The following is an 18,302-nucleotide window of genomic DNA, read 5'->3' as shown; positions in this document are numbered from 1 at the left end:
ATTTCAGTCTACTGCACAAAGCGTTAACTTGCGCTCAAATAATCCGTTAAATTTTCCAGAAGTCGCTCGGACTGTGCGCCACTGGCTGCGATCCACAGATTATCGCCATAATACTCAAAGTGCAGCTCAAAAGGGCAATTGCGGTAATGAAAGCGCAGCATATGGCGGTCGGCGCCCTGGGAAAATTCGCCGATGCTAATTTCATCCTGATGCAGAAAAATATGGCCCCAAAAGTCGAACTCATCCGCTTCTGGCATGATATCTGGGTTAATGATGATTACCTGATGATCTCGGTCTAGACTTAGAGTGGTCACTTTTTTACTCTCTATGTATATGAAATATAGTTACTTCATCTTGATTTTATTGCTGGCTTTTGAAGTTAATGCCGAGCCTTTGGCGGCTCGCTGTCAGAGCTGTCACGGTCTTGATGGTATTGCCCGCAGTGCCAACACGCCGCATTTAAAAGGCCAACATGTTGCCTATTTGCGCCAGCAGTTACTCGATTACCGTGCGCGTAAGCGCCGTCATGCCCTGATGTCGGCCATTGCCGCATCCTTAACCGAGCAGCAAATTGATAAACTGGCCAGGTTTTATGGTCAGCCCTATGCTGACGGGGCTCAGCAAGCGGACTATTCCGCCGATAAGTAATTGCGGATCAGTGTCATAAAGGCGCCACCATATTTAGTTAACTTGCTAAAGCCGACTCCGGAAACCTTTAAAAACTCGGTGTCATTGGTGGGCATAGATTGTGCCATCTCCGCCAATGTCTTATCGGTAAAGACCACATAGGGCGGCACATCGTCTTCGTCGGCAAGTTGTTTACGCAAGGCGCGCAATTTGGCGAACAGCTTCTTGTCGTAGTTAAACTGTGCCAGCTTATCCTGAGATACGTGCTGGGCCTGTAGCCGTGGCTCGGCCAGTTGCAGTTGGTACTCGCCCTTGAGTACCGGTCGCGCCGCCTCGGTCAGGCATAATATCGAGCCCTGGCTGATATCCTGATGCAGCAAGCCCTGATGCACCAGTTGGCGCAGGATACTGAGCCAGTATTCGCTGCTGTGATCCTTGCCTATGCCATAGGTGCTCAGGGTATGGTGGTTTAAATCGCGAATACGCTGGGTATTGGCGCCGCGCAGTAATTCAACGATATAACCCAAACCAAATCTCTGACCGGCCCGATAGACACAAGAAAGCGCCTGCTGCGCTACTAAGGTGCCATCAAAACGTTGTGGCGGGTTAAGGCAAATATCGCAGTTGCCACAGGCTTCGCGCTGATATTCACTAAAGTAGTTAAGCAGGATTTGCCGGCGGCAGGTTTGTGCTTGGGCAAAGCTGGCCATGGCATTAAAGCGCTGCTCTTCAACCCGGCGTCTTTGTTCATCTTCGATATCTTCAAAAAAGCGCCTTACCCTGGGCACATCGGCAGGATCGAAATACATAATGGCCTCGGCGGCCAATCCGTCACGCCCGGCACGGCCGGTTTCCTGGTAGTAAGACTCGATATTTTTGGGGATATCGTAATGCACCACAAAGCGCACATTGAGTTTATTGATGCCCATGCCGAAGGCAACCGTGGCGACCACGATTTGAATATCATCCTTGGCAAAGGCGTTATGGACAAAATGGCGGGACTCGTTGCTCATGCCCGCGTGGTAGCCGGCGACGTTCAGTCCGGACTCGCTCAGCTTTTGTGCCAGGTCATCGACTCGTTTGCGGCTGGTGCAATAGATGATGCCGCTCTGTCCGCTTTGGGTGCGCAGATAACGCAGCAACTGGGCAAAGGGCTTAAATTTTTCTTCCAGGGTGTAGCGAATATTGGGCCGGTCGAAACTACCTATATGGATATAGGGGGAGATCAGCCCAAGCTGATTGACTATGTCCACGCGTGTGGCGCTGTCGGCGGTGGCCGTCAGTGCCATCATGGGCACCTGGGCAAAGCGCTGCTTTAACTCGCTTAAACGGAAATAATGGGGGCGGAAATCGTGCCCCCAATGAGAAACGCAGTGAGCCTCATCGACGGCAATTAAACTTAAATGCAAATAACTCAGGCGCTCGAGGAACTCATATTGTAGCGCCTTTTCCGGGGCCACATACAAGAGCTTTAGCTCGCCATCATGGAGCTGCTGATAAACCAGTTGCTGCTCTTCACGACTCAGGGAGTTATTAATAAAGGCGGCCTTAACGCCTTGGGCATTAAGCTGAGTGACCTGATCCTGCATCAGTGAAATCAAGGGGGAAATCACCAGAGTGAGCCCGGGCAATAACATGGCCGGCACTTGATAACAAAGGGATTTGCCACCGCCGGTAGGCATCAAAACGAGCGCGTCCTGGGCCGCCAGCACGGCGTTTATCACCTGCTGTTGACCGTCGCGAAACTGGCTATAACCAAAGACCTGTTGCAGTATTTGCTCTGGTGTTGGCTCGTTGAATAATGCGGATACAGTGCTCATAGCGGGCTATTTTAGAGTCTTTTATTGACCTTGTCTGTAGCCGCAGCATTAAAGGCGAGAACTTTGCTTAAAAACTAATCTCGCGCTAGGATGAACTCATCTTACCAGTTTTATCAAGTTAGAGAATGCCATGGATAAATCCTTTGCCTATGAGCAGTTAGCCCAGCTTTTTGTGCAAATGCCCTTTAGTCAGTTGTTGGGTATAGAGATAACTCATCTCGATGGCGAGTCGGCGCGCATTCATATGCCCTGGCGGGATGATTTAATCGGCAACCCCCAGCAACGAATTTTACACGGTGGGGTGATCTCCTCTTTGTTAGATACGGTAGGGGGAATTTTGGCGGCGGCTTCCGTGGTGGATAAGCTCGATGGAGAGCCGCTGACCAGTTTGAAAAGCAGGTTGGCTACCTTGGGCACCATAGACTTGCGCAGCGACTATTTACGCCCCGGCAAGGGCGAGCGTTTTAGCGCCAGTGCCGTGTTGATCCGCTCCGGTAATAAGGTGTGCGTGTGCCGTATGGAGCTGCATAATGAACTGGGAGTGCAAATAGCTTATGGCACAGGTACTTATTTAGTCGGATAGTGCTGGCTCTGCGCCAAGTGCGCGCGTAAAATACGCTTTTTAGTCAGTATGGTTCCCTTATGTCGTCCCATCCAGAGCAAAAAAAGGGCATGCTCTTTGCCGCATCAGCCTTTGTTATGTGGGGTTTCGCCCCGGTTTACTTTAAGCAACTGCTGCAGGTGCCGGCGCTGGAAATCCTAGTGCACCGCATCATTTGGTCAGTGTTATTTCTGCTGGTGATCGTCGCGCTGGCAAAGCAATGGCATAAGGTGCAGGCCATTATAGCTAAGCCCAAATACCTGAGTATGTTGTTGCTGAGTGCGTCTTTATTGGGTTTCAACTGGTGGCTGTTTATTTGGGCGGTGAATAATGATCATATGCTCGATGCCAGTCTGGGCTACTACATTAATCCTCTACTCAATGTGTTACTTGGGGTGACCTTTTTAGGTGAACGCTTGCGCCGCTGGCAATTAGCCGCCGTGGCCCTGGCGGTCACCGGGGTGCTGATCCAGGTGCTGAGTTTCGGCTCCTTCCCCGTGGTGGCCTTTGCCCTGGCCGGCTCTTTTGCTATTTATGGTTTGATCCGTAAGAAAATGCCGGTGGAGTCCTTACCCGGTTTGTTATTAGAAGCACTGATTTTATTGCCGGCGGCACTGATCTATTGGTATTTAATGACCCCCACCGCAAGCTCGGATCTGACCAGCAACAGCTGGCAGCTTAATCTGCTGTTGATCAGTGCCGGTGTGGTAACCACCTTGCCTTTATTGTGCTTTACCGCCGCCGCTAAGCGCTTGCAATACACCACCATAGGCTTTTTCCAATATATAGGTCCGAGCCTGATGTTTATGCTGGCGGTGTTGTTTTATGGCGAAGTATTCGATGTACAGAGGATGATCACCTTTGCCTGTATCTGGGTGGCGCTGGTTATCTTTAGCTATGATTCCTGGCGCTTTGGCCGCCGTCGCCTGGCCGTATAAATGCCAGCAGTTTAGTTGTGTTCCAGGCAGTGTGGGCGAGAGCAAGCACTGCCTTAGCAGACAAACCCGCTCTCAAGTGTAAATTCCGAGCAAAAAAAACCTGGAATTAATCCAGGTCATCTGCATCGGTTTCAACTTCCACTTCAGGCGCATCGTAGCTGCGCTTGCGACCAAACAAGGTAAAGAATCTGGCCTTGCTGGTGGTGAGTTTAAGGTATTTAATCCAGGCATTTTCAATCGGGTTGATTGGGGTCGATAACCCAGTTGTGGCCGCGACGAAGTGTGCTTGGGTGTCGTTGCTGGGTTCTACGGTTTTTCTTGCAACGCTTTTAATAAACGACCATGCTGTTCGAGGATTTCTGACTCGAGCAAGGTGAAGTTACCACTGCGACTAAAGCCACGAGGAAACTTTTCGTCGTTATAAAATTTATGATCACATGGAAACGCTTTGCGTAACTCGACAAGTTGATTGGCCGTCATAGCAGACTCCTTTTTACAAGAGATTTCGGCTGGAGTATGGTACAGAAGCTTGGTTTTATTAAACAAAAAATTTTTATCGTGAGGATAAAAACGAGTGGATATCGATTTACTTAAAACCTTTATCGAAGTAGCGCGCACCCGCCATTTTGGCCGGGCCGCGGAAAATCTCTACATTACCCAATCTGCGGTTAGCTTTCGTATTCGCCAACTGGAACAAAGCCTAGGGGTCAACTTGTTCTTACGCCAGCGTAATAATATTCAGCTGACACCGCCTGGGGAGCGCCTATTGCCCCATGCCAAATTGATTGTCACTGGGGTGCAGCGGGCAAAGCTGGATGTGGCCCTGGCCGATAATATGCGCCGTCAATTGGCGCTCAGTGGCACAGCTAATATCTGGGATGCGTTTTTGCAATTCGGTATAGCCCATGTGGTCTCGGCCATGCCGGGGATCTCCCTGGTGGCTGAGGTGAAAAACCAACAGGAAAGCACGCGACTACTGCTGGAACGTACCTTGGATCTGGCAGTACTGTTTGATCTGCCTAAGGTTGATGAATTGGTGGTGGAGCCCATTTGCACTCTGGATATTATTCCGCTGTCGAGCTATCCGGACGCCACCGCCGAGACGTTTTTCAATAACCAGTATGTGTTTGTTGATTGGGGTACGGCCTTTTCCCTATGGCATGCCCGCAACTTTGCTAACTCGGCACCGCCGTATTTTCGAACCAGTACCGGGCGTATCGCTTTGGAGCTAATACTGCGTTGTGGCGGCAGTGCCTTTGTGCCTCGGGTGCAGGCGCAGCAGTATCTGGACTCTGGCGAGTTATTTTTGGTAGAGGGGGTACCGCAAACCTCACGGGATATTTTTGTTGCCTTCCATAAAGATAATGAACAAAAAGATCTGATTGAAAAATTGCAGTTGCAACTACAATTGCTGGGCGAAGAAGTCACCTAAAAAAAGTGATTTAAGACAAAAGCATGACGCTTTGGTTTCATGCCGGTGACGGTTTATTGAACATTAAGTTGCATCTGTCATATTTTTGTAATTTACCGCTGGCAGACTGCACGCATTGAAACACTTGTTGCGATTTTTTAATTGAGGAAACAACTATGCGATTTGCTCCTTCTGCTTTAGTAGTAGCGGTACTATCTGGTCTATCATTCAACGCGCTTGCCGACGTAAATATCTACGGTAAAGCCAATGTAACAATGCAGTCTTCTGACGAAGGTGAAGGTTCATTCACTGAAATCAAAAGTAATGCGTCACGCCTAGGCTTCAAAGGTACTGAAAACCTAAGCGATGGCCTAGATGTAGTTTATAAGTTTGAATTTCAGGTAGATGTTTCTGACGCCGACTCTAAAGGCGACGATGACAACATTACTGCTCGTAACCAATATGTTGGTTTAAAAGGTAACTTCGGTCAGGTAGTTGTTGGTCGTAACGACACGGCGCTTAAGCAATCTCAAGGTAAAGTTGACCTGTTCAGCGACCTTGAAGCCGATATCAAAAACATCTTTAAAGGTGAAAACCGTCTAGGTAACTCAGTTACTTATACTTCAAACAGCTATGGTGGCGTTAAGCTAATCGCCAGCTACATCGCTGAAGACGATGTTGATGCCGATGACGGTTACTCTGTAGCCCTTACATACGGTGACCAAGGTCTTAAAGAAACCAAGTTGTTTGCCTCTGTTGCTGCCGACAGCGACGTTAAAGGCTACGACATTGTTCGTGCTACGGTACAAACTAAGCTAGCTGGCTTTAAACTAGGTGCTATGTACCAGACTCAAGAGCCGGCCGAAGGCGGTGAAGACGCGGATGGTTTCCTAGTTAGCGCTTCTTACGCAATCGATAAAACTGTGCTTAAAGCTCAGTACCAAACCATGGACTTCGATGGTCTAGATCGCAATGGTATCACTGCGGGTGTGGACTACAAGTTCAACAAAAACACTAAGCTATTCGGTTTCTACACTAAGTTTGAAGACGATGCGGCGGAAAACGATGAAGATTACCTAGGCCTAGGTATCGAATACAAGTTCTAAGCCGGACTTAAAAATTGATAAGCCCCGACAACCTTGGTTGCCGGGGCTTTTTTATGCCTGGGCGTAGCTGGAACGGCCGGCGAGCCAACGCTGGCTTAATGCCATGGCGGCTTGCGGGTGCTCATGCAGCAGGCGCTTGGCCAGGGGACGTAATTGCCCAATGAGGGCCTTATCGCGCTCTAAATCGGCAATTTTAAAGTCGGTCATGCCGGTTTGCTTGGTGCCCAACACCTCCCCGGGGCCACGAATTTCAAGGTCGCGCTCGGCAATCACAAAACCGTCGTTGCTATCACGCAGCACTCCTAGGCGCTGTTGTGCCGTGTGAGACAGGGGCGCATGATAGAGCAGCAAACAATGAGAAGCGGCGGCACCGCGGCCGACCCGACCACGCAGCTGATGCAGTTGAGCCAAGCCTAAACGTTCCGGGTTTTCTATGATGATCAGGCTGGCGTTGGGCACATCAACACCCACTTCGATAACCGTGGTGGCGACCAGTACATCCAGCTCGCCGTTTTTAAAACGCGCCATAATGTCTTGCTTTTCATCCGCCTTTAAACGCCCGTGCACCAGGCCAATGCGCAATTGCGGCAGGCGCTCGCTCAGCTCTTCAGCACTGAGTTGTGCGGCTTGGCATTGCAAGGCATCGGACTCTTCAATCAGGGTACACACCCAATACACCTGGCGGCCGTGCTCTTGCACGGCATGACGCACCCGCTCGATCACATGGTCACGTCGACTGTCAGGCACAGCCACTGTGGTCACAGGTGTGCGTCCCGGGGGCAGCTCGTCAATAATGGAGGTTTCCAGGTCGGCATAGGCTGTCATCGCCAAGGTGCGGGGAATAGGAGTGGCGGTCATTACCAGTTGGTGCGGGTAACAGTCGCCAAATTTGCCTTTTTCTCGCAGCGCCAGGCGTTGATGTACGCCAAACCTGTGCTGCTCATCGATAATAATCAGCGCCAGGTTGTTAAATTGCACCTGCTCTTGAAACAGGGCATGGGTGCCGATAATCATTTGCGCCTGACCACTGGCTATGTCCCCGAGGATTTGCTCCCGCGCCTTACCCTTGGTTTTGCCGCCGAGCAGGGTAACCGTCAGGCCCTGCTCGCTAAACCAGCGCTCAAAATTGAGGGCATGTTGCTCGGCGAGGATCTCGGTCGGGGCCATAAGGGCCACCTGATATCCGGCGGCAATGGCGCATAAGGCGGACAGTGCCGCCACCAGGGTTTTACCCGAGCCTACATCGCCTTGCACCAGGCGCATCATGGGGTAGGGCTGCTGCAAATCGGTTTTGATCTCCGCCACTACCCTTTGTTGGGCACCGGTAGGAGCAAAGCCCAGAGATGCTAAGAAGGCTTGCTCCAACGCATGAGTCGGCGCCAGGGTGACCGCTTTATGTGCCTGTGCCTTTTGCCTTAACGCCAATAGGCTTAGGTTATGGGCCAGCAATTCTTCAAAGGCGAGGCGCTGCTGCGCCGGGTGAGTGCCTAGCTCCAGTGCCTGCATATTTGCGTCTATGGGAGGCTCATGCAAATAACGCACGGCATCGTTCAATGCCCAACCGGCAGGGCGGTATTGCTCTGGGAGTAATTCTTCAATGGGCGAGCGGGCCAATACCTGCAAGGCTTGCTCCACCAGGTTGCGCAGGGATAACTGTTTAAGCCCTTCCGTAGTTGGGTAAATGGCACTGAGGTGAGTTTGGGTCGGTAAGGACTGGGCGCTGTCGCTGATGCTGTATTCCGGGTGGGCCATTTCCAGCCCCGCCTTGCCACGGCGCACCTCGCCAAAACAACGCATCACCTTACCCGTTTGCATGGCATTCTTTTGTGCCGCAGAAAAGTTGAAAAAGCGCAGGGTAATGCGTCCGGTGCCATCGTTGAGCTGACAGAGCAACATGCGCCGACGGCCAAAGGTGATGCTGGCGTTTTCTATGGTCGCCTCAATGCAGACATGGGTGTGCGGCAGTAGCTGATTAATGGCTACTACTCGGGTTCTGTCCTCATAGCGCAGCGGCAGATGCAGTAGCAGGTCCTGCACGGTTTTGATGCCGAGCCTATTGAGGCGCTCGGCCATTTTCGGGCCCACGCCCTTAAGTTCGGTGATCGGGTAAGTGTTGAGGCTCGACAATGGGCGCGTCCTTGAATCGGTAATACTCTAAGTGTACTGATCCAAGGGGTTGCCTTTCAAGTAGTTAACCTTTTCGCTTGTAACGTAAAGTATTCCAGAAGGTCTCATCGGCGATGATTTCGCCCTCGTCGTCCAGCGCCGGGTAGGGCAGGCCTTTTTCTTTACACTGCTGGGCTATGATGGGGTGGCAGCCTTCAAACAATAATCTGTGTTTAATGCCCGGGTCGAGCATATCGCGCTCGTAGCAATTTTTGGCTTCGCGCTGACGCTGGGCTTCATACAAGATCAATGCGGCGGCAACCGACACATTCAGGGATTGCACCATGCCGCGCATGGGGATCACTATGTGTTTATCCGCATGGGCCAGGGCCTTATCGGAAATACCATCGCGTTCCTGACCAACGATAAACGCGGTGGGCTGGGTGTAATCGATATCGCGGTAGTCGACGGCATCATCACTGAGGTTGGTGGCCAGCAACTGCACGCCTGGGATCTGCTCGCGGATTTTTGCCACCGCGGTGTCGATATCGTCGTGCATATGGGTTTCCACCCAGTTTTTACTGCCGCCCGAGGTGTTATTGGTGAGACGACGTTGCTCTTTTGGCCAGACCGCGTGGACATTATGACAACCCACGGCATCGGCGGTGCGCACTATAGCGGAAAGATTGTGGTGCTTATGTACCTCGTCTAAACATACTGTGAGGTCGGTTTGTCGTCTGTCTAATACCTGTTTTACTCGGTGGTAACGCTTGTTGGTCATGGCCCAATTCGACTGCAATAAAAAAGTGCCGGGATTATACGCTAATCAGGCAAGTGCAATCCAGCGGCACCCTGCTTAAGGGGCAACGTTGCGATTAATGGGGTTTTGTAAGGAGATCAGGGTTTCTGTGGACTGAATCGCCTCAATGGCCTGGATCTTGTTGATCAGCACGTCTTGCAGGTGCTCGATAGAACGGGTCATCACCTTAATAAAAATGCTGTAGTTGCCCGTGGTGTAATAGGCCTCGACCACTTCGTCAAGCTCGCGCAGGCGCTCCAGAGTCTGCGGATAATCGCGGGCGTTATTGAGATTTATGCCGATAAAACAGCAGACATCATAGCCCAGTCGTTTAGCATCAACGCTGACCTGAGTGCCTGTGATCACCCCGGCCTGGCGCATCTTTTCTATACGCACATGTATGGTGCCGGCACTCACACCGCATTGTTTTGCTAATTCAGCATAAGGAGTGCGGGCATTGGTCATTAGGGCACCGAGTATGGATCTGTCGAGATTATCGAATCGATAATTTGTCATGGTGAAACACGCCTTAAATTAAATAAAATCTAATATTTTTAAGTTAAATTGATTTTTATTTTTAAGTAAAGCTATTTCTTTTAGATGGTGTTGAATGTTTATTTGATTGCGGTATTGTTTTTCATAACGAAGCAATCAGCAGCAATGGGAATGAGAGCCATGAGCCAAGAATTTATTCAACATCAACAAAGAATTAGTGCCGTAAAACAGATTTTTTCACAGCAACTGGCTACGGCCTTAAACCTAGTCGAAGTACAGGCGCCTATATTGGCCCAGGTCGGCGATGGTCTGCAGGATGAACTAAGCGGCCATGAAAAAGCGGTATCTGTGCAGGTGAAAAGCCTGCCACAGCAAAGCTATGAAGTAGTGCATTCCTTAGCTAAGTGGAAACGCAAAACCTTAGGTGACTATGGCTTTAGCGTTGGCACCGGTATCTATACTCATATGAAGGCGCTGCGTCCGGATGAGGAAAGACTAAGTCCGATTCACTCAGTGTATGTAGATCAATGGGATTGGGAAAAGGTGATTTGCGAGCGCACCGAGCGCAGCCTGGCTTCACTAAAAGAGACCGTGACCAGCATCTACGGTGCCCTTAAGGCCACCGAAGAATATGTTGCCCGCGAGTTTGGCATTGAGCCGCAGTTGCCAGAGCAGATCCACTTTGTGCATGCGGAAAAACTTCGTCAGCAATACCCTGATCTGAGCGCTAAAGAACGTGAGCGTGCCATTTGTAAGCGCTTAGGTGCGGTGTTCTTAATTGGTATCGGCGGTAAACTGGCCGATGGTCTGCGCCATGATGTGCGAGCACCGGATTATGACGATTGGTCAACCACCGCAGAGGAAGGGCTACCTGGCCTAAACGGTGACATCCTGGTGTGGAACAAGGTGCTTGAAGATGCCTTTGAGATTTCATCCATGGGAATTCGTGTTTGTCCTGAGTCCTTGTTGACTCAGCTTGAGCTCAGCGGGCAAAGCCATAAAAGTGCCATGCCTTGGCATCAGGCGCTACTGGCGAAGGAGTTACCGCAAACCATAGGCGGTGGCATAGGCCAATCGCGACTGGCCATGCTGCTGTTACAAAAAAGCCATATAGGTCAGGTGCAGGTTGGTGTCTGGTCAGAAGAAGTGAAGCAACGCGAAGCTTTACTGTAACGAAAAACCGCCGGCGTCAGCTCAGGCGCTGGCTTTAACCTTTATTCCCCTTGGTGATTTACAAGATATAAGGTGGATATAGGTACGCCGATTTCAAGGTCTTACTGGAAGCGGTTTATCAGGAGATTGGAAGATGCAAGAAGAGGGGAGCCATGAGTTTCCCCATGGCCGAAAGTACTTATACCAATTCACTTAAATAGCTAATCATTCTAGCGGGCTAAATATCGTGCTAACTGCGTTGGAATTTTTCTATGTAGAATAACTACATAAGAAAAATTCCGCCTTGTTATCACATCATTTATCCAGCGCTATATCTGATAACATACTTAACAGAATTGGTATTAGTTGGTAGACGGTAATTCCATAATGCCGTCAATTTCAACCTGTGAGCCCTTAGGTAGCTCTTTTACACCAATGGCAGCGCGAGCCGGGTAAGGGGTTCTGAAGTATTGGCTCATAATCTCATTAACAACGGCAAAGTTGCTTAGGTCGGTCAAAAAGATATTTACCTTAACCATATCCTGTAGTTCACCACCGGCGGCTTCACATACGGCGATGAGGTTTTTAAATACCTGATGCGTTTGCTCGGCAAAGTCGTCTGAAACCATTTCCATAGTGCTGGGTACTAGTGGAATTTGGCCCGATAGATAAACGGCTGTTCCCACTTTTACGGCTTGGTTATAAGTACCGATAGCCGAAGGAGCGTTATCGGTAGAAATAATGATTTTGTTCATGATTTTCCTTTATTTTTTTCTATAAACCTTTTGCACATCCGGCATTACCCGAATGCGACGCATAATATTGGCAACGTGAATGCGGTCTTTCACCGTCACGCCGAGGTCTATTACGTAGAGGTTACTTTCTTTTTCATCGGTTTGTAGTTCGACAATATTCGCTCCGGTAGAGGCCACTAAGCTGGTGAGCTTAGCCAAGGCACCCTGGTGGTTGATAATTTCCACCCGTAGCGTAGCGATATATTCTTTTTCCGAATTGTCTTCCCACTTCACCACGAAATACTTTGATGACTCGTTGCGCCAGCCACGAATATTTTTACATTCCTGGCGGTGTACGGTCAGACCTTTACCCTGACTAACGAAAGCAACGATATCATCACCGGGTACCGGACGGCAGCATTTGGAATAGTTCACCAACATGCCTTCGGTACCTATGATAGCCGCCTTGGTCGAGGTGGCGAGTTTATCTAAATCTGCTTCCTCGTTTTGTAGCAGGCGTTTGGCAACCAGGACACTCATAATATTGCCGCAGCCAATTTCCACCATTAGCTCCAGCATGGAATTGACCTGATGCTCTTCGAGCACCCGGTTGATGGTTTCGCTGCTGATGCTATCGAGTGAATACTCGCCAAGGGCCGAGTCCAGTAGTCGGCGACCCAGTTGCAAGGCTTCTTCGTGACGCTGATTTTTCAGATAGTTGCGCACGCACAAACGTGCCTTGGCGGTGACGATAAAGTTCAACCAGGTGGCATTAGGGTGCGCCCCTGAGCTGGTGATCACTTCCACTGTTTGCCCAGTATCGAGCGCCTTGCTCAGCGGATGAGGCTTGCGGTTGACCCGCGCCCCGACACAGGTGTTACCTACATCCGTGTGTACCGCATAGGCGAAATCCACCGCCGTGGCGCCCATGGGCAGTTCGACGATGCGGCCATCCGGGGTGAATACGTAAATTTCTTCTGGGAAGAGATCGGTTTTAACGTTTTCCACAAATTCGAACGAGGAGCCGGCACTTTGTTGCAGCTCCAGCAGGCTTTGCATCCACTGGCGCGCCCGCTGCTGTGCGGTATGGCCAGAGTTTTCCCCAGTCTTCTTATACATCCAATGAGCCGCGACCCCTTTGTCGGCCATATGATCCATGTCCAGGGTGCGGATTTGAATCTCTACGGGAATACCGTGCGGGCCGACCAGCGAGGTGTGCAGGGATTGATAACCATTGGTTTTGGGCACCGCAATATAGTCTTTAAAGCGGGTTTCAATGGGCTTATACAGATTATGAGCCACACCAAGTACCCGATAACAGGTATCCATGTTGTCGACCACGATGCGAAACGCATAGATGTCCATGACTTCGTTGAACATCAGCTCCTTGTTGAGCATTTTACGGTAGATGCTGTAGAGGTGTTTTTCCCGGCCCGATACTTGGGCGTGAATACCCCATTCGCTGAGGCGCGATTCTATTTCGCCTTGAATGTTGGTTATCACTTCCTTACGGTTGCCGCGGGCCTTGGCTACTTCCGACTTTAAAGCGCGGTAGCGCATCGGGTAGAGAGCTTGAAAACCTAAGTCTTCAAGTTCGTTTTTAATATCGTGGATACCCAGACGGTTGGCGATAGGGGCAAAAATATCCAAGGTTTCGCGGGCGATACGACGGCGTTTGTCCGGGCGCAGAGAGCCTAGGGTGCGCATATTATGGGTACGATCCGCGAGCTTGATCAGGATAACGCGAATATCCTGGGTCATCGCCATAATCATTTTACGGTAGTTTTCCGCTTGGAGTTCTCTTTTGTCTTTAAAACCGAGTTTATCTAGCTTACTCACCCCTTCAACCAGATCGGCGACGGTTTCACCAAAGATTTCTGCAAGATCTTGTTGGGAAAAATCCGTGTCCTCGATGACATCGTGCATTAAAGCCGCCATCAGGGTTTCATGATCCAACTTCATGTTGGCAAGGATTTGCGTTACTTCAACCGGGTGGGTGATATAAGGTTCGCCGCTTGAGCGAAATTGCCCTTCGTGCGCTTCTCTGGCTACGACATAGGCTTTTTGTACTAGCGCCACATCTTCGGGGGCTAGGTATTCTGATATTTTTTTCTTGAGACCTTCAAAGAGATACATTCACACTCCGGAAACGGCGGGAGAAATAGTCTAAGAAGTCAATATACGATGAAAAGCGGGGAAAGCCAACGGCTGCAAGGAAAATGCAGCCGTTTAGAGAGCATAAAATGCGCTTATTGGTTACCACCAACGATAGCAGCAACGGCAGCCATTTCGGCAGCTTCTTGGTTTTGCTGCTCCTGGCGCTCGATTGCGTCTAGGGTATCTGGGGTAATGTGACCGTTTTCGATTTCACGTAAAGCGATAACCGTAGGTTTATCGTTTTCCGCATCTACCATAGGGTCTTTACCGCCTACCGCGATCTGGCGCGCACGACGCGCCGCGACAAGGATCAAGTCAAAACGGTTGCCAATTTTATCTACTGCATCTTCAACAGTTACGCGAGCCATGCTTCACTCCAAAAATTAAATCTGTAAACGCGTAGTTTACTGCAACACCCTCTCAAGGCCAATACTTGGGCGGGTTTTATTTTAATAGTTCATCGATTAGGGCACCGTGTTTACGCTTTTGTGTACTTAGGCGTAAACGGGTAGCGGCCACTATGGTGGCGATTTCTTCACGGGCGGTGTCGAAATCATCATTTACCACTACATAATCGTACTCGTCGTAATGGGATGTTTCCGATTGGGCTTTTTCCATGCGCGCAGCGATCACCTCGGCCGAGTCTTGACCGCGATTGGTAAGACGGCTTTGCAACTCATCTTTGGACGGCGGCAAAATAAAGATGGTGGTGACTTCGGGAGCCAGCTCACGTACTTGACGAGCGCCTTGCCAATCCATGTCTAAAAACACATCAATGCCCGCATCAAGTTGTTTTTCAATGGCGGCTTTTGAGGTGCCGTAGTAGTTGTCAAAAACCTGAGCCCATTCAAAAAAATCGTTGTTATTGATAAGTTGTTTAAATTCGTCTTGGCTCACAAAGTGGTAATGCACGGTATTTTCTTCACCCGGGCGGGGGTCGCGGGTTGTGTGTGACACTGACACTTGCATATTAGTGTGCTTTTCTAATAACGCTTTGATTAAGCTAGACTTACCAGCACCTGATGGGGCCGATAAAATAAACAAATTACCACGAACTTGGCTCATGATGACTCTCAAATACCAACTGGATGAAAAATGGCCGAGCAGTATAGCTTATTTAGTCTGAATTTTGGATAAGATATTTCTGTTGCAGGTAACAACGTTATGAAGAATGTGCCCCAGCATAAGAGGTGGCTAGGGCACAAGGTAAGCAGCGACTTAATGTTGCTGTTGGGCTATTTTTGCTTTTGAAAATAGCGGATACAGTGCGGGAAGCACAAACAAGGTGAGTAATGTGGCGCTCACAAGACCGCCCACAATCACACTGGCTAAGGGGCGTTGAATTTCAGCGCCCACCCCTTGCGATAAGAGCATAGGAATTAAACCTAACGCAGAGGTCAGTGCTGTCATCAGTACCGGGCGAAGGCGTGAGGTAGCCCCTTCAAATACGGCTTGGCGCACATCGTTAGTTTCACCTAAGGCTTGGTTAATACGCTCAACCATTACCACCCCGTTGAGCACGGCTACACCAAACAAGGTTATAAAGCCAACGGAGCTTGGCACCGATAGGTACTGATCAAACAAGTACAGTGAAAATACCCCACCTATGACCGCCAAGGGCACGTTAATTAAAATTAAGGCCGCTTGCGATAATGAGTTAAACGCAAAGTAAAGCAGTAAAGCAATGGCCAGTAAGCTTAGCGGAATAACCACACTTAAGCGCTTTTGTGCGCGCTGCTGGTTTTCAAACTGCCCGCCAATGCTAACAGAGTAACCGCCTTCTAATTCAATGTTGCTGTTTATTTGCTCGCGAATGTCGGCCACAACCGAGCCCATGTCACGGCCTTGCACGTTAGCTTGCACGACCACACGGCGTTGCACGTCATCACGGCGAATTTGCGGTGGCCCTGAGCTAATGCTGATGTCGGCTACATCGGCCAAACGCACCCACGCGCCACTGCTTGAACGTAAATACAGATTACCAATGTCGGCAGGGGTGCTGCGACGTGCTTGCTCGTAGCGTACGTATATGTCGTAGCGTTCATTGCCATTAATAATTTGTCCTGCGCTGCGCCCGCCAATGCCGTCGCGTACAATTTCCATCACATCGGCCACTTGCAAGCCATAGCGAGCAAGTGCTTGGCGTTTAGGGGCAATAACAAGCTGCGCTTCCCCTTCAATTTGCTCAAGTGCCACATCACTTGCACCGGGAACTTGTTTAACTAACTGCTCTATTTCTTGGCCTTTTTGTGCCAATACGTCTAAATCGGGGCCAAACAGCTTAATGGCGAGCTGGGCTTTTACCCCTGAGAGTAATTCGTCAACCCGTGTACTGATAGGTTGCGAAAAGTTAAACAAGAGACCGGGGTACACCGACAGCTCTTTTTCCATTAACGACTGCAATTCAAAGCGGTTACTGGCGCTTTGCCATTGATCTACCGGTTTAAGACCAATGTAAATTTCAATGTTGTTTACCGGCTCTGGATCGCCGCCAATTTCGGCGCGGCCAATGCGGCTAAGCGCATAGGTTACTTCTGGGAAGGTCAGTAGTTTTTGCTCAAGCACGGGCGCGACTTCCAGTGCGGTGTCTAAACTAGAAGACGGCGCTAAGGTAACCCGCAAGTTAATAGTGCCTTCTTCTAGCTCGGGCACAAACTCAGTGCCAATGCGAGGCAAGGTAAAGGCTGCAGCAATCACAAGCAGTGTGGCTGCACTTACAATCACGATGGGGTGTTTAAGTGCATGTTTAAGGGCAAAGCGATACGCGCTATCAATAGGCGCAAGTAGCGGGCTTTGTCTTGGTTTAACACCGTTTTTAAACAACACGCTGGCCAGAGCTGGCACAACAATGAGCGCCACTAAAATCGCACTCACAATGGCTAAAATAATGCTAATGGCCATGGGCTGAAACAGTTTGGCTTCCACTCCCTCAAAGCTAAAGAGCGGGGTGAACACCACTAAAATAATGCTGGCGGCAAAAAATACAGGGCGTGCCACTTCGTGACCTGCATGTTTTATTTGGTTTTCAATGCTAATGCCATCGGGGTTTTGGCTTAAACGCTTAAAGATGTTTTCAACCATTACCACCGAGCCATCAACCAGCATACCAATGGCAACGGCAATACCCCCTAATGACATTAAATTGGCCGATAATCCCCACCACGACATAACACACAAGGCAAGGGCAATTGAAATCGGAATAGAAATAAGCACCAAAAAGGTGGCGCGCACATTCATTAAAAACAGCGCCAGCACAATAATGATAAACACAAACGCGAGCACTAATGCATTAATAACGGTATTAAGCGCTTGTGTGATAAGCGTGCTTTGGTCATAAAAGGGTTCAAACCTAACCCCTTGAGGCAGGGCTTGGTTGATGCGCTCTACGCGCTCATTAATGCCGTCGATAGTAAGCTTTGTATTAGCGCCCATACGCTTTAGCACCACACCGGAGACCACTTCGCCTAGGGCTTGCGGTTCACCTTGTGCATTACGCTTGGTCATAGTGACGGCCCCTTGGCGAATTTCACTGCCCACGTTTACGTTGGCAATGTCGCCCAGTGTGACCACCGTGCCGTCGATACTTTTTATAGCAACGTGTTTAAGTTGCTCAATGCCTTGGTCGCCATGATTAAACCAGCCTGTGCCACGCACCACTAACTGTTCTTGGCCGCGTTGCATGTACCAGCCGCCCACATTGCTGTTGCTGTTTTCGAGTGCAGCAACGATGTCTTCTTGATTCAGCTCGTAAGCCAGTAACTTAGAGGGGTTTAAATTGACTTGATATTGACGCACTTGCCCACCAAATGAGAGCACATCGGTCACGCCATCAACAGGCATCACCAACAGTTTAACGACCCAATCATTGAGTGAGCGCAGACTCATGGCGTCAAACCCGGCGTCTTCATCGGCAATGAGCAGATATTGATAAACTTGCCCAAGGCCTGACGTATTAGGCCCCATTTCAGGCGTACCAACACCTTGTGGGATCAGTTCTTTGGCTGCTTGCAGGCGCTCGAACACTAATTGGCGAGCAAAATAAATGTCGGTGCCTTCTTTAAACACCACGGTGACCCCAGAGAGGCCTGTTTTTGAAATAGAGCGCACTTGCTCTACATCAGGCATAGCGTACATCACCGCCTCGATGGGGTAGGTAATGAGTTGCTCGACTTCTTGCGCGGCAAGCCCCGGTGCTTCGGTATTAATGGCCACTTGCACATTTGTTACATCGGGAAAGGCATCTAAATTTAAGCGTGGGATCATGACCACAGATAAGGCCATAACCAAAAGCAGTGCCAATATCACCATAAGTCGGTGGCTGACCGACCAGTTAATCAGTTTATTAAACATGATGCA

At 49.8% G+C, this 18,302-nt stretch carries 16 protein-coding genes and 1 pseudogene; 6 read left to right on the top strand and 11 right to left on the bottom strand.

The genetic code is table 11. The features are described 5' to 3' along the window. Positions 1-23: 23 nt before the first annotated feature. Complete coding sequence (locus C2M24_RS09770; RefSeq protein ID WP_105214618.1) at positions 24-314, bottom strand: DUF3630 family protein; 291 nt, start codon at positions 312-314, stop codon at positions 24-26. Positions 315-327: 13 nt separating this feature from the next. Here C2M24_RS09770 and C2M24_RS09765 point away from each other — a divergent pair, with 13 nt between their 5' ends. After that, entirely contained in the window at positions 328-648 is a 321-nt protein-coding gene (locus tag C2M24_RS09765) for a c-type cytochrome (RefSeq protein ID WP_158677912.1), read from the top strand. Here the strand turns inward: C2M24_RS09765 and recQ are convergent. Further along, the gene (gene recQ, locus C2M24_RS09760; protein WP_105214614.1) at positions 630-2,447 is read right to left on the bottom strand and encodes a DNA helicase RecQ; all 1,818 of its coding nucleotides are present in this window, start codon (positions 2,445-2,447) and stop codon (positions 630-632) included. The two genes, C2M24_RS09765 and recQ, sit on opposite strands and share 19 nt — an antisense overlap. 130 nt (positions 2,448-2,577) lie before the next feature. On the opposite strand from recQ, the gene C2M24_RS09755 reads away from it, so the two are divergent. Next, positions 2,578-3,030, top strand: coding sequence for a thioesterase family protein (locus C2M24_RS09755; protein WP_105214612.1), 453 nt, complete (start codon positions 2,578-2,580; stop codon positions 3,028-3,030). A gap of 59 nt (positions 3,031-3,089) precedes the next feature. Further along, positions 3,090-3,986: an EamA family transporter RarD gene (gene rarD, locus C2M24_RS09750; protein ID WP_105214610.1), complete on the top strand. Its 897-nt coding sequence runs from the start codon at positions 3,090-3,092 to the stop codon at positions 3,984-3,986. Between the two features lie 106 nt (positions 3,987-4,092). On the opposite strand, the pseudogene maoP reads toward rarD, so the two are convergent. Continuing rightward, positions 4,093-4,466 (bottom strand): annotated as a pseudogene (gene maoP, locus C2M24_RS09745) (DUF413 domain-containing protein). A 94-nt stretch (positions 4,467-4,560) separates the two neighbouring features. On the opposite strand from maoP, the gene C2M24_RS09740 reads away from it, so the two are divergent. Together C2M24_RS09740 and C2M24_RS09735 are read left to right on the top strand one after the other, a co-directional pair. Beyond that, a complete protein-coding gene (locus tag C2M24_RS09740) occupies positions 4,561-5,418 on the top strand; it encodes a LysR family transcriptional regulator (RefSeq protein WP_105214608.1) in 858 nt (285 codons plus the stop codon). Positions 5,419-5,573: 155 nt separating this feature from the next. Continuing rightward, complete coding sequence (locus C2M24_RS09735) at positions 5,574-6,503, top strand: porin (protein WP_105214606.1); 930 nt, start codon at positions 5,574-5,576, stop codon at positions 6,501-6,503. 51 nt (positions 6,504-6,554) lie between these two features. Here the strand turns inward: C2M24_RS09735 and recG are convergent, their stop codons facing one another. From recG to asnC, 3 genes are all read right to left on the bottom strand, one after another. Beyond that, positions 6,555-8,630: an ATP-dependent DNA helicase RecG gene (recG, locus tag C2M24_RS09730; RefSeq protein WP_105214603.1), complete on the bottom strand. Its 2,076-nt coding sequence runs from the start codon at positions 8,628-8,630 to the stop codon at positions 6,555-6,557. Positions 8,631-8,694: 64 nt separating this feature from the next. After that, positions 8,695-9,390 carry a tRNA (guanosine(18)-2'-O)-methyltransferase TrmH gene (gene trmH, locus C2M24_RS09725; RefSeq protein ID WP_105214601.1) on the bottom strand — a complete coding sequence of 232 codons (696 nt, stop codon included), beginning with the start codon at positions 9,388-9,390 and terminating at the stop codon, positions 8,695-8,697. 75 nt (positions 9,391-9,465) lie between these two features. Next, the gene (asnC, locus tag C2M24_RS09720) at positions 9,466-9,924 is read right to left on the bottom strand and encodes a transcriptional regulator AsnC (protein WP_105200272.1); all 459 of its coding nucleotides are present in this window, start codon (positions 9,922-9,924) and stop codon (positions 9,466-9,468) included. Positions 9,925-10,083: 159 nt separating this feature from the next. Here asnC and asnA point away from each other — a divergent pair, with 159 nt between their 5' ends. Beyond that, positions 10,084-11,076, top strand: coding sequence for an aspartate--ammonia ligase (gene asnA, locus C2M24_RS09715; protein ID WP_105215220.1), 993 nt, complete (start codon positions 10,084-10,086; stop codon positions 11,074-11,076). A 341-nt stretch (positions 11,077-11,417) separates the two neighbouring features. Here the strand turns inward: asnA and C2M24_RS09710 are convergent, their stop codons facing one another. From C2M24_RS09710 to C2M24_RS09690, 5 genes are all read right to left on the bottom strand, one after another. Then, positions 11,418-11,810 carry a RidA family protein gene (locus C2M24_RS09710; protein ID WP_105214599.1) on the bottom strand — a complete coding sequence of 131 codons (393 nt, stop codon included), beginning with the start codon at positions 11,808-11,810 and terminating at the stop codon, positions 11,418-11,420. Between the two features lie 9 nt (positions 11,811-11,819). Next, positions 11,820-13,925 carry a bifunctional GTP diphosphokinase/guanosine-3',5'-bis pyrophosphate 3'-pyrophosphohydrolase gene (spoT, locus tag C2M24_RS09705; protein ID WP_105214597.1) on the bottom strand — a complete coding sequence of 702 codons (2,106 nt, stop codon included), beginning with the start codon at positions 13,923-13,925 and terminating at the stop codon, positions 11,820-11,822. 113 nt (positions 13,926-14,038) lie between these two features. After that, positions 14,039-14,314 (bottom strand): DNA-directed RNA polymerase subunit omega, encoded by a 276-nt coding sequence (gene rpoZ / locus C2M24_RS09700; RefSeq protein ID WP_105187776.1) that lies wholly within the window; start codon positions 14,312-14,314, stop codon positions 14,039-14,041. A gap of 76 nt (positions 14,315-14,390) precedes the next feature. Continuing rightward, entirely contained in the window at positions 14,391-15,011 is a 621-nt protein-coding gene (gmk, locus tag C2M24_RS09695) for a guanylate kinase (RefSeq protein ID WP_105214595.1), read from the bottom strand. A 153-nt stretch (positions 15,012-15,164) separates the two neighbouring features. Beyond that, positions 15,165-18,296: an efflux RND transporter permease subunit gene (locus C2M24_RS09690; RefSeq protein ID WP_105214593.1), complete on the bottom strand. Its 3,132-nt coding sequence runs from the start codon at positions 18,294-18,296 to the stop codon at positions 15,165-15,167. Between the last annotated feature and the right edge of the window lie 6 nt (positions 18,297-18,302).

This window comes from Pseudoalteromonas sp. T1lg22 (assembly GCF_002964645.1).
Taxonomy (GTDB): Bacteria; Pseudomonadota; Gammaproteobacteria; order Enterobacterales; family Alteromonadaceae; genus Pseudoalteromonas.
Note: the sequence above shows the minus strand (reverse complement) of the source record. Positions and strands in the feature narration are given on the sequence as shown.